Origin of the sequence: Nocardioides jensenii JCM 1364 = NBRC 14755 (genome assembly GCF_001552535.1) — a bacterium.
In the GTDB taxonomy this organism is placed as follows: domain Bacteria; phylum Actinomycetota; class Actinomycetes; order Propionibacteriales; family Nocardioidaceae; genus Nocardioides; species Nocardioides jensenii.
The window spans coordinates 18,931-38,959 of sequence record NZ_BCRJ01000019.1 but is presented as its reverse complement, the minus strand read 5'-3'; the positions used below and the strand labels follow the sequence as shown (position 1 = coordinate 38,959).

The 20,029-nt window shown below is 68.8% G+C and carries 10 protein-coding genes and 1 pseudogene; 10 read left to right on the top strand and 1 reads right to left on the bottom strand.

From position 1 onward, the window contains the following. A pseudogene (locus tag NJ4_RS25930) lies at nt 1–229 on the top strand (M56 family metallopeptidase); the annotation flags it as partial. Nucleotides 230–357: 128 nt separating this feature from the next. Here NJ4_RS25930 and NJ4_RS26890 read toward each other — a convergent pair. Beyond that, the gene (locus NJ4_RS26890; protein ID WP_157550862.1) at nt 358–3,741 is read right to left on the bottom strand and encodes a M4 family metallopeptidase; all 3,384 of its coding nucleotides are present in this window, start codon (nt 3,739–3,741) and stop codon (nt 358–360) included. Nucleotides 3,742–3,998: 257 nt separating this feature from the next. Here NJ4_RS26890 and NJ4_RS06945 point away from each other — a divergent pair, with 257 nt between their 5' ends. The 9 genes from NJ4_RS06945 to NJ4_RS06910 all read left to right on the top strand — a co-directional run bounded on the left by NJ4_RS06945 (nt 3,999) and on the right by NJ4_RS06910 (nt 20,001). After that, complete coding sequence (locus NJ4_RS06945) at nt 3,999–6,614, top strand: DNA translocase FtsK (protein ID WP_082748258.1); 2,616 nt, start codon at nt 3,999–4,001, stop codon at nt 6,612–6,614. An 82-nt stretch (nt 6,615–6,696) separates the two neighbouring features. Beyond that, complete coding sequence (locus NJ4_RS06940) at nt 6,697–8,634, top strand: helix-turn-helix domain-containing protein (protein ID WP_157550859.1); 1,938 nt, start codon at nt 6,697–6,699, stop codon at nt 8,632–8,634. 57 nt (nt 8,635–8,691) lie between these two features. Then, complete coding sequence (locus tag NJ4_RS06935; RefSeq protein WP_067432181.1) at nt 8,692–10,326, top strand: AMP-binding protein; 1,635 nt, start codon at nt 8,692–8,694, stop codon at nt 10,324–10,326. 145 nt (nt 10,327–10,471) lie between these two features. Further along, nucleotides 10,472–11,299 (top strand): OmpA family protein, encoded by an 828-nt coding sequence (locus tag NJ4_RS06930; protein ID WP_082748257.1) that lies wholly within the window; start codon nt 10,472–10,474, stop codon nt 11,297–11,299. Nucleotides 11,300–11,309: 10 nt separating this feature from the next. Beyond that, nucleotides 11,310–11,459 carry a hypothetical protein gene (locus tag NJ4_RS25570; protein WP_157550856.1) on the top strand — a complete coding sequence of 50 codons (150 nt, stop codon included), beginning with the start codon at nt 11,310–11,312 and terminating at the stop codon, nt 11,457–11,459. Continuing rightward, complete coding sequence (locus NJ4_RS06925; protein WP_067432176.1) at nt 11,459–12,277, top strand: sunset domain-containing protein; 819 nt, start codon at nt 11,459–11,461, stop codon at nt 12,275–12,277. The genes NJ4_RS25570 and NJ4_RS06925 overlap by 1 nt, the downstream gene beginning before the upstream one ends. Before the next feature lie 167 nt (nt 12,278–12,444). Further along, the gene (rimO, locus tag NJ4_RS06920; protein WP_067432170.1) at nt 12,445–13,950 is read left to right on the top strand and encodes a 30S ribosomal protein S12 methylthiotransferase RimO; all 1,506 of its coding nucleotides are present in this window, start codon (nt 12,445–12,447) and stop codon (nt 13,948–13,950) included. Then, nucleotides 13,950–14,552, top strand: coding sequence for a CDP-diacylglycerol--glycerol-3-phosphate 3-phosphatidyltransferase (gene pgsA, locus NJ4_RS06915; protein ID WP_067432167.1), 603 nt, complete (start codon nt 13,950–13,952; stop codon nt 14,550–14,552). The genes rimO and pgsA overlap by 1 nt, the downstream gene beginning before the upstream one ends. A 274-nt stretch (nt 14,553–14,826) precedes the next feature. After that, nucleotides 14,827–20,001: an ExeM/NucH family extracellular endonuclease gene (locus NJ4_RS06910; RefSeq protein ID WP_157550854.1), complete on the top strand. Its 5,175-nt coding sequence runs from the start codon at nt 14,827–14,829 to the stop codon at nt 19,999–20,001. Nucleotides 20,002–20,029 lie beyond the last annotated feature (28 nt).

The following is a 20,029-nucleotide window of genomic DNA, read 5'->3' as shown; positions in this document are numbered from 1 at the left end:
GGTCGCCGGGCCGCTGCCGCTGGCACGGGCCCTGGTCGCGCTCGCCGAGGGTCGGGCGCCGCAGGCTGCGCTGGGGGCCACCGGAGCCACCCTGGTGACACGGGTCCGACTGCTCGACGACCTCGAGGAGCACCGTGTTCAGGCTGCGTCACTGGTGATCGCCGCGATCGGCGTACTGGCCCTGCCGACGGCCTTCGTCGTCGTGCCTTGGTTCAGCTCCCTCACCTGACGCCGGTCAGAACGGCGCGGGCGACCGGTTCGCAGGACGTCCGCAACGACGACGGAGGCCCTGCCCGGACGAGTCCGGACAGGGCCCCAGTGTGTGCACCAGGTTCGGTGCATCAGGCGATCAGGTGACTACCGCCTCACGGTGATCGTGAACGCCTTGGCGCCGGCCGCCACGGTCGCCGAGCCGGCGTACTTCGCGGTCAGCTTGTTCCTGCCGATCGCGAGCTTGGAGCCCTTGACCTTGATCGTGGCCCTGCCGGAGCTCAGCGTGGCCGAGCCCAGCACTCTCGAGCCCTTGACGATCGTGACCTTGCCCGTCGGTGCGACCCCGGTGGCCTTGACCGTCACCGTCACGGCGCTGGTCCTGGTCCTCGTGATCGTCGACGGTCGCGCCGTCGCGGCGACGGTCGCCTTCGCCTTGGAGACCGTCACGTTGAGCGTGGTGGTCTTCTCGGCGTACACGTCGTCGCCCGAGTAGGTCACGGTCAGCGCGTGCTTGCCGACCGCGAGGTCCTTGGGCAGCGTGATCGATCCCTGGCCGATCCCGTTGAGCGTGACCGAGCCGAGCTCGGTCTCACCCTCGGCGACGGTCACGTCACCGGTCGGGACGTCCTCGCCGGCGGTGGTGACGTCGACCTTCACCGTGGCCGCCGTTCCGTAGGCCGGCTTGGCGGGGGAGACGGTGGCGCTCAGGTTCGCGGCCACCTCGCAGGTCAGGACCTGGATGTCGTCGACGTACCAGCCGTCGACGCCGCCGCAGCCGTCACGGCCGATGGCGAACTGGAGCTGCACGGTGTCGCCGGCTGCGACACCGGCCTTGGACAGGTCGACCTGCGACTCGCCCCAGCTGCCGAACGGCGTGCCCGGGTCGGTGCCGGTGAACCCGGGCTGCCCGGCCAGCGGGTTGGTGTTCTGCTCGGCCTCGGTCGAGATCTGCAGCGGACCGTTGAAGGTGAACGCGTCAGCCGCGATCGGGGTGAAGTCACCGCCGTTGACGCTGATGCGCACGTTGCCGCCGTCGTAGCCGGTCTCCGTCGCGATGTAGTGCTCGAAGGTCATCCGGGGAGCCGAAGCACCCTCCGGAATCGCGATGTCACCACTGGTCATGAAGTTCGCGCTGGAGATGTCGTTGCTGGACGGGTCACAGTCGCCCTGGTCCGGCGCGTTGCCCTTCGCCACCGCACTGGTGTGGTCGCCCCGGTACTCCGAGGTCACCGCCCAGTCGGCCGGGTCGGGGTAGGAGCCGTTGACCGTCTCGCCGCTGAGCGTCCAGTCGTCCATGCCGTCCTCGAAGTCCTCGGCGAAGAGGGTCTCGGTGTCGAAGCCCTCACCGCACACCGACGGCGCGTTCTGCTTGAGCAGCGGCTCCCAGCCACACTCCTCGGTCGGGTCGAGCCGGAACTCCACGGCCGCGGTCATCGCGGCGACCTGTGCGCAGTCGTCAGCGGTGATCTTGTCGTAGTTGACCTTGGAGTCGTTCTCGCGGGTCGAGAGCTTCTTGATCGCCTTGTTCGTCAGGTCGGCGCAGGAGGCCTCGAGCGAGTTCGCGTGGTCGACGAAGTTGCTGACCGGCGTCTGGTAGACGGTCATCGCCTGGTAGTAGATGGCCGCGGCCTTGTCGAGGCCGATGCCCTTGACGGTGTGACCGTTGTAGGTGCCGCCGTCGACCAGCAGGGCGTAGCCGTGGTTGACGACGCCCGAGTTGCCGTGGACGCCTCCGTTGTCGTCGGTCGCGCACTTGTACTCGGCGTCCGACACCTTGCCGGGGTCTCCGTAGCAGGTGGGGTTCCACATGTCGCGGATCGCGCCGCCGAAGGCCTCGCTCTTCTCGCCGATCAGCCAGCGGTAGGAGTCCTCGCGGGCGCCGCTGGCGTCCTTGATGGTCACGCTGACCGGGTCGCCACCGGCAATCGCGGTGCGGATCGACTCACGGTCGGTCAGACCGATGGAGGCGGTCGGCGGCAGGGTCAGGTCGGGGCTGCTGAAGCCGATCGGACTGTCGTCGCGGTTGCCGATGATCACGGCTGCCGCGCCGGCGTCGCGAGCGGCTTCGGCCTTCTCGACGAAGGTGCACAGGCCGCGGTCGACCATGACGATCTTGCCCGCGACGTCGGCCGCGTTCGTGTACGGCGAGCATCCGTCGGTGGCGGTGCCGCCGTCCTCGACGGCGTCCTCGGCGATCACGACGTCGCTGGTGATCGGCGCGTCGAGGATCGGGCCCATGTAGCCGCCGGTCAGGCAGTCCTTGGCGATCGACGCGGGGGAGTTGATGGTCACCAACGGGTTGGGGAGGGAGTGCGAGGAGCACATGCCCACGGTGCGCTTCTTGGTGAGGTCGCCCTCGCCCTCGTCGAGGCGGCCGTTGATCAGGTCGACGGTCTCACCCCAGACGTCGGAGTAGCCCTCGTTGAGCGCGCCCGACTGCCACTGGTAGATCAGGCCGTGGGTGTACTCGGTGTAGGCGTGGCCCCACTCGTGCGCCACGACGTCGTCGGAGGAGACGCCGTCGCAGTAGTTGGTGGTCACGCCGTTCCAGTTGGCGTTGGGGCACGCGATGGCGGGGTCGTTGTTGATGGTGCGCATCTTCGCGCCGGCGCCGTCGTAGGAGTCGCGGCCGAAGCCGTTCTTGAAGAACCAGTAGGCCTCGCCGGTGGAACGGACCATGCTCTCCTGGTCCTCGTTGAGCGTGCCGGGGAGCGCGTCGCCCTCCTTCCAGACCAGCGTGAGGTTGCGGTTCTCGTCGGCCTCGTAGAGCTCACGGTCGAGCGCGCTGTCGATCGTGGAGTAGCGGTTGACGATCTTGCCGGTGTTCGCGTTGAGGAACACCATGTCGCGCACGTTCTTCTCGTTCGTGACCTCGACCTGGTAGACCAGCTCACTCTGACCCTTGACACCCTTGACCAGGCCCTCGCGATAGACGACCAGTTCGGTGGTCTTCGCCGTGATGCCCGTGGTGTCGGACTTGCCGTCGGTCGTCGGCGGCTGCGCCTTGACCAGTCCCGTGGCGATGGTGCCGGCCTCGGTCTCGGTGATCTTGGGGGTCACCGAGAGGTTCAGGTCGGGCACGGCCTCGCCGTTGACGCTGGTCAGGTCGCCACCCTTGTCGACGAAGGCACGGACCAACGTGCCGAAGACGGGGACGCCCTTGTACTGCTGGACGTAGCTGACGCTGGTGCCGAGGTTGTTCTTCGCGATGCTGTCGCGCACGAGCTGGTCGCGCGGTGCGCCGAACGCCTTGGCGTAGTCGTCGAGGTAGGCATCGGCCTTGGCGGCCGGGGAGCCGTCGTTCGACGGAAGAAGGTCGCCACCGCGGGCGGCTCGTACGAAGCCGACCTTTCCGGTGGCGTCTTCGGCACTGATCTTGGTCGACCCGTCTGCTGCGCTGCGCATCTGCTGGACCAGGGACTTGTCGTCCTTGGTCACGGCAGGAGATGCGGTCGCGCTCAGCCCGGGGGCGGCGGCCAGGCCGGCGCCTACTACGGCCAGGGCGATGCCCTGCCTGAGGAACTTCACGATGGTGCCCTCCAATATTCATTTTCCGAGGTCACGAGCGGGGGTGTGCCCATGACCTGCGTCACACTAGGAGTTCTTGCAGTGGCGGTCTAGAGCGACAAGAAAATTCCCCATAACGGGTTGGTCACCGGCGAATCTCGCGTGCACGGGTCCAGCGACGAACGGGCAGTCGCCCACCCCTTCGTCGTACGACGTTCTGCGCGACACGCATCCTGTTATCCGTGGGACTGGAGTGACGATCACATAGAGTCCTGAGCATGGCGACCCGTACGTCTTCCCCGCCGGGTTCGCGGAGCAAGAGCACGTCTGCAAAGGCAGGTTCGAGCACCCGATCCCGGAGTACAAACAGCCAGGCCAAGCGAAAGCCGACGCCGAAGCGCAAGCCCTCCACGGCGAAGCGCCCGGCCCCCCGAGCAGTTCGCAACGGACCTGGCCCGATTCTGCGCGTCTTCGTGGTGATCGGAGGCGCGATCGCAGCGGTGTGGCTGGGCCTGGCCCACGCCCTCGGTGCGACCGCGCGTTCGATCGGACGCAGCGCGCGTGACATCGACCCCGAACAACGACGCGACGGCGCGGCGCTGTTCCTGTTCGGGCTCGCGTTCGTGGTGGCCGCCGCCGTGTGGTGGCAGCTGCCCGGTGGCGTGATGGACTTCTTCCGCACCATGGTCGCCGGCTCCGTCGGCAAGCTGGCGTGGTTCGTGCCGCTCGGGCTGATCTACGTCGGCTGGCGCAACATGCGTGATCCGGAGCAGAACGGTCCCGTCGGCCGTCAGGTGATCGGTTGGGCGACGCTGTCCTTCGGCGTGCTCGGCATCGTCCACATCGCCAACGGGAGCCCGCGGCCGGTCCAGGGTGACACCGAGAAGCTCCAGCAGGCCGGGGGAGCGATCGGCTTCGTCATCTCGAGTCTCCTGCTCGACCTGCTGCGCTCGCCGTACGTCGTCGTGCCCCTGCTCGCCCTCCTGGCCGTCTTCGGCATCCTCGTCATCGCCGCGACGCCGGTCTACCAGATCCCGACCCGGTTGGCCGAGACTCGTGACTGGCTGCTCGGCCGCTCGGCTCCCGACGGCGCGGGCGACGAGGACGCACCCACCCAGCCGATCCGCTCGCGTCGCGGCAGGAAGGCCGCTGCCGACGAGATCGACCCCGAGATGGGGGACCCCGCCTACGACACCCCGGTGCTCGAGGACCGTGAGATCAAGAAGCGTCGGCGCAAGCCCGACCCGATCGACGTCGCGCAGGAGAACGACCAGCCGGACGGCGACCAGGCGGGCGACAACCCGTTCGGTGACGCCGCGGCGGCACCGTTCCCGGTCGCCGAGCCGTCGATCGTCAAGCCCGACCTCGAGCCTCCGGCCCATGCCCAGCTGCCGGCGCGGGTGGAGCAGCTGGCGCTTTCCGGAGACGTGACCTACTCGCTGCCCACCAGCGACGCGCTCAAGCCCGGTTCGGTGCACAAGGCCAAGTCCAAGGCTTCCGACGCCGTCGTCGACCGGCTCACCCAGGTGCTCGACGAGTTCGGCATCGACGCCCAGGTCACCGGCTACACGCGCGGCCCCACGGTCACCCGCTACGAGGTCGAGCTCGGCCCCGGCATCAAGGTCGAGAAGGTCACCGCGCTGTCGAAGAACATCGCCTACGCCGTCGCCTCGGCCGATGTCCGCATCCTCAGCCCGATCCCCGGCAAGTCCGCGATCGGTGTCGAGATCCCCAACCTGGACAAGGAGATCGTCTCGCTGGGCGACGTGCTCCGGTCCAACACCGCGCGCAGCGACCACCACCCGATGGTGGTCGGGCTCGGCAAGGACGTCGAGGGTGGCTTCGTCGTGGCGAACCTCGCCAAGATGCCTCACCTGTTGGTGGCCGGTGCCACCGGCTCGGGCAAGTCGTCGTTCATCAACTCGATGATCACCTCGTTGCTGATGCGGTCCACTCCCGACGAGGTGCGGATGATCATGGTCGACCCCAAGCGGGTCGAGCTGAACGCCTACGAGGGAATCCCGCACCTGATCACACCGATCATCACCAACCCCAAGAAGGCCGCCGAGGCCCTCCAGTGGGTGGTGCGCGAGATGGACATGCGCTACGACGACCTGGCCAACTTCGGCTACCGGCACGTCGACGACTTCAACAAGGCGGTGCGGGCCGGCAAGGTCGAGCTGCCTCCGGGCAGTGAGCGCGTGCTCTCGCCGTACCCCTACCTGTGTGTGATCGTCGACGAGCTCGCCGACCTGATGATGGTCGCCCCGCGAGACGTCGAGGACGCCATCGTCCGCATCACCCAGTTGGCGCGTGCGGCCGGGATCCACCTGATCCTGGCCACCCAGCGCCCCTCGGTCGACGTGGTCACGGGTCTGATCAAGGCCAACGTTCCGTCGCGACTCGCCTTCGCCACCTCCTCCCTCTCCGACAGTCGGGTCATCCTCGACCAGCCGGGTGCGGAGAAGCTGGTCGGCCAGGGTGACGGGCTGTTCCTGCCGATGGGAGCCAGCAAGGCCGTTCGTGTGCAGGGTTCCTGGGTCACCGAGGCCGAGATCGCCTCCGTGGTCAGTCACGTCAAGGAGCAGCTGGAGCCGACGTACCGCGAGGACGTCACCGCTCCGGCCCAGAGCAAGCGTGAGTTGGACGACGACATCGGTGACGACCTCGACCTGGTCGTGCAGGCCGTCGAGCTCGTGGTCTCGACCCAGTTCGGGTCGACGTCGATGCTGCAACGCAAGCTGCGGGTCGGCTTCGCCAAGGCGGGTCGCCTGATGGACATCATGGAGAGTCGCGGCGTGGTCGGACCCAGTGAGGGATCCAAGGCCCGCGACGTGCTGGTCAAGCCGGATGAGATCGACGGAGTCATCGCAACCCTGCAGGGGGAGATGTGAGCGAAGCGAGAGCGCGTCTGCGCCGTGACATGGCCGCGCACCCTGACGGTGCGCGCGAACTGCGAGTGAACCAGGGGGAGATGTGAGCGCAGTGGAACGGTTCGCCACCGACGTGGACGAGAGCACCGGAAGCAGCCTGGGTGCGGCCCCCGACATCGTCGAGGTGCGACGCAACGGGGGACTGGCCGCGCTGATCGGCGCGGTCGCCTCCGCGGTCGCCATCGCCTACCTGGGTCGCGCGGTCCAGTCCGGCGCCGTGCTGGACTGGGTGCTGTTCGCGGTGCTCGCCGCCATCGGTGCCACCTGGCTGCACGCCTTCGTCGACGCCCGTACGCCGTTGATGGTCGCCGACGCCCAGGGCGTGCGACTGCGCCTCGGCAAGGCCTGGCGGGGACTCCCGTGGGGCGCCCTGGCGGCCGTGGAGCACACGCCTCGCCGTGGTCTGCTGCGTGACGGCAAGCTCGTGCTGGTGCCGCACAACCCCGAGCGGGTGCGCGACGAGCTGGACGCCACCGGTCGTCGGCAGAGCCTGATCAGCGAGAAGCTGTACGGCGCCCCGTTCGCCCTGCCGCTGGGCCTGTCGACCCGGGTGCCCGGAGTCTCCGGTGACCTGACCACCGCGCTGCGCCAGCTCGCCGGCGGCGCGACCAGGGTGATCGAGCCGGAGCCGCCCGTCGACGAGGTGCCCCTGACCGACGACGAGACGACCGACGAGCTCGACCCGCCGCTCGACCCGCCCACCACGATCGTGCTGCCGTCCTCGTCCGCAACCGTGCAGCACGACGCCGATCTCGACGACGACACGGTCCGTGCGGCGATCGATGACGCGCAGGCCGCCGAGGAGGTGGACGACGAGCCGGCGCGTGGTCGCCTCGGCACTCGCCTGGCCACCGCGTTCGGTGCCTGGAAGGCAGCTGTCGCCGATCAGGTGGCCGGACGTGGCTCGCTCACCGACGACGACGACGAGCACGAGCACCAGCCGACGGAGGCGGCGGCCGATGAGGAGCTGACCCAGCCGATCGTCGCCAGCGCGACCCCCGCACCGCTGCGTGACCCGTCGCCCGCGGCGCGCGTCGAGATCCGGAGCAACCTGTTCCTCGACGGCGCCACGGCACGCGACACGGCGCACGATGGGGCCGACGGCGAGACGCGCGACGATCTCCCCGAAGGGCGCGAGCTGCGTCGCGAGGGCAGCGTCCCGCTCGTCGAGGAGACCAGCGTCTGGGGCGACCGGGTCCGTCCCATCGCCACGGCGAAGGCGACCGTCGAGCCACTCGTGATCGACGACTATGCGGTCGAGCCGGCCGCCGAGCCGGTGATCGGCCCGGAGATCAGTGCCGCTCGCACGCGGATCGGTCTCAGTGTCGACGCGCTCGCCGAACGCACCCGCATCCGTCCGCACGTGATCGAGTCGATCGAGGTCGACGACTTCGTCCCCTGTGGCGGCGACTTCTACGCCCGCGGTCACCTGCGCACGCTGGCCCGGGTGCTCGGCCTCGATGTCGCCCCGCTGCTGACGTCGTACGACGAACGCTATGCGAACGCCCCGATCAACCCGCGCAAGGTGTTCGAGGCGGAGTTGGCGACCGGCTCCAGCGGTGGCATTCGGGCCACCAGGGGCGGGCCGAACTGGTCGGTGCTGATCGCGGCGATCATGACGCTGGTGCTGGCCTGGTCAGTGGCCCGGTTGATCATGGACACGCCGGTCGAGCTGCAGAGCCCGGCGCCGATCCTGAACGGCTCCGACGGTCCGAACCAGACCGCCCCCACCGTCGACAACGTGACCCTGAAGATCACCGCCAACGGCGCGGCCCACCTCGAGATCCGCAACGGCAAGGGCAAGGTCATCTTCAACGACGACGTCGTCTACGGCGACGTGCACCGCATCGACGTCTCCCCGCCGGTGCGGGTCAAGTCCAGCGATGCCGGAGCCGTCGACGTCGAGATCAACGGGGTCGAGCACGGCGCCCTGGGTGCGGACGGCAAGTCGGCCCAGAAGACCTTCCGTCCCTCGCAGTGATCCCCACCGCGCGTCGCTCCTTCGCGGCGCGCGGTCGGGTGCGGCAGACTGGGGAGCGTGAACCAGGACACGCTGCCCCAGCCCAGTCACGCGGTCGGTCCGACCGACGTACCCCTTCTCGAGCAGACCATCGCCGACAAGTTCGACGACACCGTTGTGTCCTTCGCGGACCGTGAGGCACTGGTCGAGGTGGCCAGCGGTCGGCGGTGGACCTACGCGGAGCTCGCGGCCGACGTCGAGACCCTGGCGCGCGGACTTCTGGCCGCGGGTGTGGAGACCGGCGACCGGGTCGGCATCTGGTCGCCCAACTGCGCGGAGTGGACGCTGGTGCAGCTCGCCACCGCGAAGCTGGGCGCGATCCTGGTCAATGTGAACCCTGCGTACCGCACGCACGAGGTCGGCTACGTGATCAACCAGGCCGGCATCACCACGATGGTCGTGGCCGAGTCGTTCAAGACCAGTGACTACCCGGCCATGGTGGAGGAGGTCCGTGCGGACTGTCCGTCCCTCGAGCGCGTCGTGGTGATCGGGCAGTCGTCGTGGGACGAGCTGGTCGCAGGCGCCGACGCGGTCGATCCTGGGCGCGTGGCCGCGATGCAGACGACCCTGTCGCCGACCGACCCGATCAACATCCAGTACACCTCCGGAACCACCGGGTTTCCCAAGGGCGCCACGCTCAGCCACCGCAACATCCTCAACAACGGCTACTTCGTCGGGCGTGGCTGCGGCTACACCGAGCACGATCGGATCTGCATCCCGGTGCCGTTCTACCACTGCTTCGGCATGGTGATGGGCAATCTGGCGGCGATCACCCACGGTGCCTGCATGGTCATTCCCGCGCCCGGATTCGACCCGGCCATCACATTGCACTCCGTCGACTCGGAGAGCTGCACCAGCCTGTACGGCGTGCCGACGATGTTCATCGCGATGTGGGCCCTACCTGACTTCGCCTCCTACGACATCTCCTCCTTGCGCACCGGGATCATGGCCGGGTCTCCCTGTCCGGCGGAGATGATGCGCCAGGTGCTCGACGCCGGGGTGACCGACATGACCATCTGCTACGGCATGACCGAGACCTCGCCCGTCTCCACCCAGACCACACCGGATGACCCCTTCGAGGTCAAGGTGGGCACGGTCGGCAGCGTCGGGGCGCACCTCGAGGTCAAGGTGGTTGACCCGGTCACCGGAGCGACCGTGCCGCGCGGTGAGCCGGGGGAGTTCCTGACCAAGGGCTACTCGGTGATGCTGGGCTACTGGGAGGACCCGGAGAAGACAGCTGAGGCCGTGGACGCCGACGGCTGGATGCACACCGGTGACCTGGCGGTCATGGATGCCGAAGGCAACCTCGCGATCACCGGTCGCATCAAGGATCTCGTGATCCGTGGCGGGGAGAACATCTACCCCCGTGAGATCGAGGAGTTCCTCTACACCCACCCCGACATCCTCGACGCCCAGGTGATCGGAGTCCCGGACCAGAAGTACGGCGAGGAGCTGATGGCCTGGTTGCAGATGCGCGAGGGTGCCGAGCCCCTGGACGCCGACGGGGTCAGGGCCTTCTGCACCGGCAAGCTGGCGCACTACAAGATCCCGCGCTACGTGCTGGTCGTCGAGGAGTTCCCGATGACGGTGACCGGCAAGGTGCGCAAGGTGGAGATGCGCGAGCGCGCGACGAAGGATCTCGGACTGGGCTGACCGGCCCGGGGCCCGCGCCGCCCTGACGTCCGCCAGGGCTCCCGTCTCGTTCCTCGGGACAGGACCCCTGGCGCATTCCGGACATTTGGCACTAGGTTCCTGAGTTGGAGAGAGCGCCTATCCAAATCACATCTCGGGAGTTCTGATGGTGAATGAGAACGAGTCCGGACGCGCCACTCGCGTCGACGGTGACACTCGATGGGGGCACAGAAAATTGGGCGGGCCGTGGTGGCTCGCCCTTTTGCTTGTTCCGCTGCTGCTGGCCGCCCTGGCCTTGGTGATCGGGCGCGGTGACACGGAGTCCGACCTGAAGGAGCGCACCCAGAGTGCGCTCGAGGGGAAGGGCATCTCGGGGGCGAAGGTCGACTTCGACGGTCGAGACGCCACCGTCGACCTGGCCGGGGCCAAGGGAGCCCGATCGGCCGATGTCGAGGGCATCGTCGAGGGAGTCGACGGCGTACGCGTGGCGGACGTCGATGGCGGTGCCGCCGGCGCCGACGACCAGGATGCCGCTGACGACCAGGGCGCAGGTCACGACCAGGGCGCAGCTGACGACGACTCGGGCGACAAGGGCTCCGGTGAGAAGGGCGCCGGGGACAAGGGTGCCGGGGACGGTGCCGCGACATGCGACAAGCTGCAGGCGCAGGTCGACAAAGTCCTGGGCAGGAACAAGGTCGCGTTCGGCGAGAAGGCCAGCGCCCTGGCCGGAGCCGAGGCCGAACAGGTCGACACCGTGGCGTGGCTGCTGGCCGAGTGCGGTGCCTCGGTGACGGTCACCGGCCACACCGATGACCGGGCCCGGCCCACCAGCCCCCTGTCGAGTGGTCGAGCCGACGCCGTGGCCGAGGTCCTCGAGGCAGCGGGCGTCGGCGTCAGCTCCGCCGAGGGAGTCGGTGCAGACGACCCGATCGGTGACAACTCCACCCAGGCGGGCCGGGATCTCAACCGGTTCGCCGACATCCAGGTTCAGTGAGGAGCACGACATGGCATGGCTGTTCGGACAACTGTGGTTCCTGATCCTGCTGGCGTTCCTGGTCGGCGCACTTCTCACCTACGCGGTCGTCGCTCTCGCGTTGCCGCACGTCGATGACCTGGAGGCCGAGACCGGCGCCAGGGCCGAAGGAGGCTTCTGATGGGCTGGCTGATGGAGGAGAACTGGTTCTGGCTCGTGCTGGCGGCGCTGCTCGGAGCCCTTGTCACACTGTTCCTGACCCTGCGCAAGGTCGAGGTCGCCTCGGTCGCCGGTCGCGGAGCCACTGGCGGTTGTGCCGGAGCCGGAGCAGTCGGCGTCGGTGCTGGTGGCGTCGGCGCGGTTGCCCTGGCCGGTGACCGGTCGGCGAAGGGCACGGAGGCGACCACCGAACCGGCGTACGACGCCGAGCGGGTCGAGCCCGTGGCCTTCGACTCCGGCCCGGTCTCGGCGCACGCGGACCCGCCTGCCCAGGCCCACGCGGCCGGTGACGCGTCGGTGGTGGAGACCGCCGACACGTGGTCGGCAGGAGACACCGCGTCCGGTTCCGCGGGAGGCGCCGGCGCGGTGACCGTTCTCGGTGCCCATGCCGGAACGGCCGATCCCGAGCCGGTCGTGACCGCCACTCCCGGTCTCCACGCTGACCCGTCCTACGACACCGCGGACACGGCGAGCTCCGGGGCCGGGGGCGACGCCGCGTCGACTGATGGGGACACGGCGATCAGGCCGGTTGCCGCGAGCGCCGCAGCAACGGCCCCGGCTGCGTCCGCCTCGATCCCCGAGGGTGCGCACGGTCCGGGGTCGGCCGCTCCGTTGGCGGGTGGAGCGTCGCCGGGTGGTGCGTTCTCGATCAAGGGGAACGCGGACTCGATGAAGTTCCACACGGAGGAGTCGCCGTACTTCGGTCGCACGATCGCCGAGGTGTGGTTCGAATCCGAGGCTGCGGCACGGGCTGCCGGCTTCGCCCGCTGGGACGACTGACCGGGCGCGTGCACCGGTGAGCCCATGGCGGCCCCGGACCCTGCTTCTGCGCGGTGTCCGGGGCCGTCGTACGCCGTGAGGGGCCGACGCGTGACCGTCCTCACCGTGCTCGAGGGGCTCCGGAAAGATGCCTCGGCAGCCGGGGACCGGCATACTCGGAGGCAACCATGACGACTTCACACACCCGCCCCGGCGACGGACTGCTCTCCGTCGCGATGGTCACCCTCGGTTGCGCCCGCAATGAGGTCGACTCCGAGGAGTTGGCCGGTCGGCTCGAAGCAGACGGCTTCCGTCTCGTCGACGACCCGGAGGACGCCGACACCGTCGTGGTCAACACCTGCGGTTTCGTCGAGGCCGCCAAGAAGGACTCCGTCGACACCCTGCTGCAGGCCGCCGACCTCAAGGCGTCGGCCGGCAAGGGTGGCCACACCCAGGCCGTCGTGGCGGTCGGGTGCCTGGCCGAACGCTACGGCAAGGACCTCGCCGAGTCCCTTCCCGAAGCCGACGCCGTGCTCGGCTTCGACGACTACCCCGACATCGCGGCCCGCCTGCGCTCGATCGTGGCGGGGGAGACCCACCACGCCCACACGCCCTCCGACCGGCGCAAGCTGCTGCCGATCAGTCCGGTCGACCGTGATGCGAGCGGCGTGAGCGTGCCCGGCCACGCGGCCCCGGTCTTCGATGCGCCCGACCTGGCCGCCGACCAGGCCCCCGCCTCCGGACCACGCGCCGTACGACGACGCCTGGACGGCGGTCCGATGGCGCCCCTGAAGCTGGCCAGCGGGTGTGACCGCCGATGCTCGTTCTGCGCGATCCCCAGCTTCCGCGGCTCGTTCGTCAGCCGACGCCCCAGCGATGTGCTGCAGGAGGCCCAGTGGTTGGGCAGCCAGGGCGTCAAGGAGCTGTTCCTGGTCAGTGAGAACTCCACCTCCTACGGCAAGGACCTCGGCGACCTGCGCCTCCTCGAGACCCTGCTGCCCGAGCTGGCCGCCGTCGACGGTGTCGAACGTGTGCGGGTCTCCTACCTGCAGCCGGCCGAGACACGTCCCGGCCTGATCGAGACGATCGCCGGCACCCCGGGTGTCGTCCCCTACTTCGACCTGTCCTTCCAGCACGCATCGGCGTCGGTGCTGCGCCGAATGCGCCGGTTCGGTGACCCCGACAGCTTCCTGTCGCTGCTGGAGCAGATCCGCTCCCTGGCCCCCGAGGCGGGAGTTCGCTCCAACGTGATCGTCGGGTTCCCCGGTGAGACCGAGGACGACCTGCAGACCCTGTGCGACTTCCTCGAGGCAGCACGCATGGATGTCACCGGCGTCTTCGGCTACTCCGACGAGGACGGCACCGAAGCCGAGTCCTACGACGGCAAGCTCGACCCCGACGAGGTCCGTGAGCGCACCGAGCACGTGACCGCGCTGGTCGAGGAGCTCAACGCCCAGCGGGCCGAGGAGCGGATCGGCAGCACCGTCGACGTACTCGTCGAGTCCCTCGCGGACGGGCCTGAGGCAGCGGTCGAGGGCCGGGCCGCGCACCAGGGCCCCGAGGTGGACGGCACGACACTGGTCGAGGACGTGGCCGGCGGTGTGGCCGTGGGTGACATCATCACTGCGACGGTCACCGCCACGGACGGCGTCGACCTGATCGCCACCACCACACACGCGACGGACGGGGCCTGATGACCGACACCACCCCCAGCAACTGGAACGTGCCCAATGCGCTGACCACCTTGCGCATCGTGATGGTGCCGTTCTTCGGGTGGGCGCTGCTCCACGACGGTGGCGACTCGATCACCTGGCGACTCGTCGCCTTCGCGCTCTTCGCGGCAGCCATGATCACCGACAAGATCGACGGCGACATCGCCCGCGCCCGCAACCTGGTCACCGACTTCGGCAAGATCGCCGACCCGATTGCCGACAAGGCGATCACCGGCATGGCGTTCATCGGCCTCTCGGTCGTGGGGGACGTGTGGTGGTGGGTGACCATCCTGGTGCTGGCACGCGAATGGAGCGTCACCCTGCTGCGCCTCTCGATCATGAAGAACGTGGTGATCGCGGCGGCACAGAGCGGCAAGATCAAGACCGTGCTGCAGGCCCTGGCGCTGGCCGGTCTCTGCCTGCCGCTGCGCCAGGTCGACGGGTGGATGGACGTCCCCGGCGATGTGCTCTTCTACCTCAGCCAGGTGCTCCTGGCCGGCGCCGTCGCGATGACGGTGTGGTCCGGCTACGAGTTCTTCCGCGACGCCTGGCGCCAGCGCCACCAGATCCGCAGCGCCGTCTGACTCCCTCCCCAGGGGCAGTTCGCGACGAACCTGTCGCTTTCCTGGCGCAGTCGCGACAAATTCGTCGCCAACCACCAGGGGCCGGAAATCAGTTCGTGCATCAATGTGTTACCGAAAGTTTGCCGGTTCCACTGGTCAGGTTGCGGATGATGGGGCAGCATGACGGTTCCCGGTCACCTGTCAGTTCGGGCTGGCACTTCCCCTGACCGTTCTGTCCGTGACGTTCCTGGGAGTCCCATTGTCTGGCCTGACCCGGCGGCCGCGCACTTCTGCGTTGGCTGCCATTTCCGTGTTCGCCCTGGCGGCTACGACGCTCGCCATCACCCCCACTGCGGGTGCTGCCCCCGACGGCAGCGGCCTCGTCATCAGCGAGGTGTACGGCGGCGGCGGCAACTCCGGCGCCACCTTCACCCATGACTTCATCGAGCTCCACAACCCGACCGGTGCGCCGATCTCCGTCGACGGCTGGTCGGTCCAGTGGCGCAGTGGCACGGGTGCTGCAGCCGCCACGGGTGTGACGCCGTTGACCGGCACCGTGCCGGCCGGCGAGCACTTCCTGGTCCAGGAGGCCAAGGGCAGCGGTGGCACGGTTGCGCTGCCCTCGCCTGACGTGCTCGGCACGGTTTCCATGGGCGGCAGCAACGGCACCGCCATCCTGGTCAAGGACAGCACCACTGCGGTCAACCCCGGCACCGGAACGTTCGCCGGAGACCCGGCCGTCGTCGACCTCGTCGGCGTGGACAGCAACGTCTGGGAGGGCACCGCCAAGGCGCCCGCCATGAGCAACACTGCCTCCGTCTCGCGAGACGCCGACGGGTCAGACACCGACCAGAACGCCGCAGACTTCGACGCGGGGGCACCCAGCCCCGAAGGGACGGGCGGGGGCGTCGAGCCCCCGGCCGACGTCGATGCCACCATCGCCGAGGTGCAGGGCACGGGCCCGGTCTCGCCGCTCAACGGCGACAACGTCACCACGCAGGGCGTCGTCACCGCGGCGTACAACTCAGGCGGCCTCAACGGCGTCTACATCCAGACCGGCGGAACCGGTGCCGGCACCGACGCCACCCCGGGCGCCTCCGACGCGGTCTTCGTCTACGGCAACGCCGTCGGCGCGGCCAACCTGGCCGTGGGCGACTCGGTCCAGGTCGTCGGCACGGTCTCGGAGTTCAACGGCACCACCGAGATCACGCCCGCGACGGGCGGGGTCACCAAGCTCGACACCGCACTCCCGGCGGTCACTCCGCTGGCCGCGGCCTACCCGACCACCGAAGGCGACCGCGAGGCGCACGAGGGTGAGCTGCTCGCCCCGACCGACGCCTTCACGGTCACCAACACCTACTCCACCAACCAGTACGGCGAGATCGGCCTGGCCACCGGCGACAAGCCGCTGCTCCAGTGGACCGACGTGGCCCGCCCGGGCACCCCCGAGGCCGAGGCCGTCAAGGCCGACAACACCGCCCGCGGTGTCGTCCTCGATGACGGCGCCAGCCTCAACTTCTTCAATGCTGAGAACCAGGGCACTGCCCTGCCGTGGATCTCGAAGGCCAACCCGGTGCGGGTCGGCGCGACCGCGACCCTGACCGGCCCGGTGGTCCTCGAGTACCGCAACAACACGTGGAAGTTCCAGCCCACCGCCCAGGTCACCGACAACGGTGCCTCGACGGCCACGTTCACCAACACCCGTACGCCGGCCCCCGAGGCCGTTGACGGCGACCTGCACATCGCCACCTTCAACGTGCTGAACTACTTCAACACGCTCGGTGTCGACTGGGCTCCCGGCTGCACGTTCTACAACGACCGCGCCGGTGACCCGGTCACCGACAACTCCTGTGCGAACAACGGTCCGCGTGGTGCCGCCGAGGCCGAGGACCTCGAGCGCCAGCAGACCAAGATCGTGGCCGCGATCAACGCCCTCGGCGCCGACGTCGTCTCCCTGGAGGAGATCGAGAACTCGGTGGCCCTCGGTGAGGCCGACCGTGACGACGCCCTGTCGACGCTGGTCGACGCGCTGAACGCCGCCGCCGGTTCCGACGTCTGGGCGTTCGCCCCGTCCCCGGCCGCGGCCGACCTGCCGCCGACCGCGGAGCAGGACGTGATCCGCACGGCGTTCATCTACAAGCCCGGGAGCGTCGACCTGGTCGGTGCCTCCGAGGTGCTGGTCGGCAACGCCGACTTCGCCAACGCCCGTGAACCCATGGGCCAGGCCTTCAAGCCCGCCGGAGCTGCTGACACCGCCGCCTTCGCGGTGATCGTCAACCACTTCAAGTCCAAGGGCAGCCCCGGCTCGGGCGACAACGCCGACTCCGGTGACGGCCAGGGTGGCTGGAACGGTGACCGCACGCGCCAGGCTGCATCGCTGCTGACGTTCGCGGACGAGTTCGCTGCCGACCGCGGCACCGAGAAGGTCTTCCTCACCGGTGACTTCAACTCCTACACCGAAGAAGACCCGATGCACGTGCTGTACGACGGCGGGTTCACCAATGTCGAGTCGAACACCCCCGGTGAGTCGACGTACAGCTTCAGTGGGCTCTCCGGCTCGCTGGACCACGTGCTCGCCAACGATGCGGCACTGGCTACCGTCCAGGGCGCCGACATCTGGAACATCAACTCGGGTGAGTCGGTGGCCTTCGAGTACAGCCGGCACAACTACAACGTGACGGACTTCTACGAGCCCAACGTCTACCGCAGCTCCGACCACGACCCCGAGATCGTCGGCATCTCCGCCGACGACGCCCCGGTCGCGGGCCAGGTCACGCTGAACCTGCTGGGGGTCAACGACTTCCACGGGCGGATCAACGCCAACACGGTCAAGTGGGCCGGAACGGTCGAGGAGCTGACCGAGCAGGGCGGCGCCGACAGCACGCTGATGGTGGGTGCCGGCGACCTGATCGGTGCCTCCGAGTTCGCCTCGGCGGTGGACGGTGACCAGCCGACCATCGACGTGATGAACGCCCTGGGTCTCGACGCCTCCGCCGTGGGCAACCACGAGTTCGACAAGGGCTGGGCCGACCTGCGCGACCGGGTGATCGGGCCGGACGACGCCCGCAACGCACAGTGGGACTACCTCGGCGCGAACGTCTACGCCAAGGGCACCACCGACCCGGTGCTGCCGGAGTACGCCACCTTCGAGGTCGACGGTGTCACCGTCGCCGTCGTGGGTGCGGTCACCGAGGAGACTTCCTCGCTGGTCAGCCCCGCCGGCATCACCGACATCGACTTCGGCGACCCCGTCGAAGCGGTCAACCGGGTCGCCGGTGAGCTCAGCGACGGCGACGACGCCAACGGTGAGGCCGACGTGATCATCGCCAGCTTCCACGCCGGCGCCACGCAGGGTGTCGGATCGAGCTACGAGGACGAGATCGCCAAGGGCGGCGAGTTCGCCGAGATGGCCAACCTCGCCGCCTCCGTCGACGTGATCTTCAACGGCCACACGCACCAGACCTACGCCTGGGACGCCCCGGTCCCCGGCCAGGCCGGTACGACCCGCCCGATCATCCAGACCGGTCAGTACGCCGACAACGTCGGCCAGGTCTCGCTGACGGTCGACCAGGCCACGGGCGACGTGGTCTCCTACGAGTCGCGCAACGTGGCCCGCACCACCGAGGACGACGCCGTCCTGGTCGGCAAGTACCCCCGTGTCGGCCAGGTGAAGACGATTGTCGACGCCGCCATGGCACACGCCGCCGAGATCGGCAACCAGCCGGTCGGTGAGCTGACCGCCGACATCACCCGCGCCAAGACCCCGGCGGGCGCGGAGGACCGTGGCGCCGAGTCGACGCTCGGTGACCTGGTCGGCAACGCACTGCGTGACGGGCTGGGCTCGGACTTCGACGCCGACCTCGGCATCACCAACCCCGGTGGGTTGCGGACCGACCTGAACTACGCCGGCGACACGACGTCCAACCCGGCCAACACCGACGGCGTGATCACCTACGCCGAGGCCAACGGAGTACTCCCGTTCGTCAACAACGTGTCGCTGGTCAAGTTGACCGGTGCGCAGTTGAAGGACGTCCTCGAGCAGCAGTGGCAGCCCGACGGCGCATCGCGTCCGTTCCTGGCACTCGGCCTCTCGGACAACGTGCGGGTCACCCAGGACGCCACGCAGCCGCGTGGTTCGCGGATCACCTCGGTGGTCATCGACGGTCAGCCGCTCGACCCGGCCGCGACCTACACGGTGTCGACGTTCTCGTTCCTGGCAGCGGGTGGCGACAACTTCTTCGCCTTCAAGGAAGGACAGGCCAGCGACACCGGCCTGATCGACCGCGACATGTGGATCAACTACCTCCAGGGGCACAAGCCGGTGTCCCCGGACTTCGCTCGCCAGCAGGTCGTGGAGAGTGGTCTCCCGGCCAGCGTCTCGGCCGGCGACCAGGTGTCGTTCACGTTGTCGAACCTCGACCTGACCTCGGCCGGCAGCCCGGACAACACCGAGCTGCGCGTGTTCCTGCGCAACGACACCGACTCGGTGCCGATGGGCACGTTCCCGGTGACCGACGGATCGGCCACGGTGACCTTCACCGCGCCGGCCGATCTCGAAGGCACCTGGACCGTCGGCGCGGTGGCCGACCCGACGCTCACCCAGGTGGGCCTTCCGTTGGCGCCCACGGCGACCAGCCTCACGGCCGAGGCCGACAAGGTCGCCTACGGTCGCACCGGTGAGGTGGTGGCCGAGCTGACCTCCGCCAACCCGACCACGGGTGAGGTGGAGGTGCTCCTCGGCGACGAGGTGATCGGCGCCGGCACGGTGACCGACGGCACCGCCACGGTGCAGTTCGACAGCCGGGTGCTCGACATGGGCAACAACACCCTGACGGTCCGATTCGTGGGCGATGAGCAGAACCTCCCGTCGGAGACCACGGTGCAGGTGAAGGTGGTCAAGGCGGCACCGAAGGTGACCAGCAAGCTGAGCACCACCAGGCCCGTGGTCAAGTCGGGGCGCATCATCATCGACACCACGGTCACCGCCGAGGGCTTCACCCCAACCGGCTACATCGGGCTCTACGTCGACGGCGAGCTGACCACGGCTGCCGAGCTGTTGGACGGCAAGGGTCGCCTGGCGGTCAGCCCGTTCTCCGCCGTGGGCGAGCACACGATCCACGTGCTCTACATCGGTGACGACCACACCAAGTCCGCGTTCAGCCTGAACACGGTCAACGTCGTCAAGGCCCAGCCGACCATGACGGTGAAGGTGTCGCCGACCAAGATCAGGGTGAAGAAGACGGCCGCCAAGGTGACCGTCATCCTGAAGGCGGCAGGGCAGACGGTGGCCGGCAAGGTGACCGTCCGCGTGGCCGGCAAGACCTACGCCAAGTCGCTCTCGGGCGGCCGCGCGACGATCACGCTGAGGAAGTTCCCGAAGAAGGGAATCCAGACGGCGGTCGTGAAGTACGCCGGCAACACGCTGAACAAGGCCGTGAGCAAGAAGATCAGGATCAGGGTGGTGAAGTAGCCACCTGAACACCACGCTGCCGGCGTCC

Coding starts and splice junctions, on each gene's coding strand:
- NJ4_RS06945 (WP_082748258.1), top strand. CDS start 3,999: ATGGCGACCCGTACGTCTTCCCCGCCGGGTTCGCGGAGCAAGAGCACG.
- NJ4_RS06930 (WP_082748257.1), top strand. CDS start 10,472: ATGGTGAATGAGAACGAGTCCGGACGCGCCACTCGCGTCGACGGTGAC.
- NJ4_RS25570 (WP_157550856.1), top strand. CDS start 11,310: ATGGCATGGCTGTTCGGACAACTGTGGTTCCTGATCCTGCTGGCGTTC.
- NJ4_RS06925 (WP_067432176.1), top strand. CDS start 11,459: ATGGGCTGGCTGATGGAGGAGAACTGGTTCTGGCTCGTGCTGGCGGCG.
- rimO (WP_067432170.1), top strand. CDS start 12,445: ATGACGACTTCACACACCCGCCCCGGCGACGGACTGCTCTCCGTCGCG.
- pgsA (WP_067432167.1), top strand. CDS start 13,950: ATGACCGACACCACCCCCAGCAACTGGAACGTGCCCAATGCGCTGACC.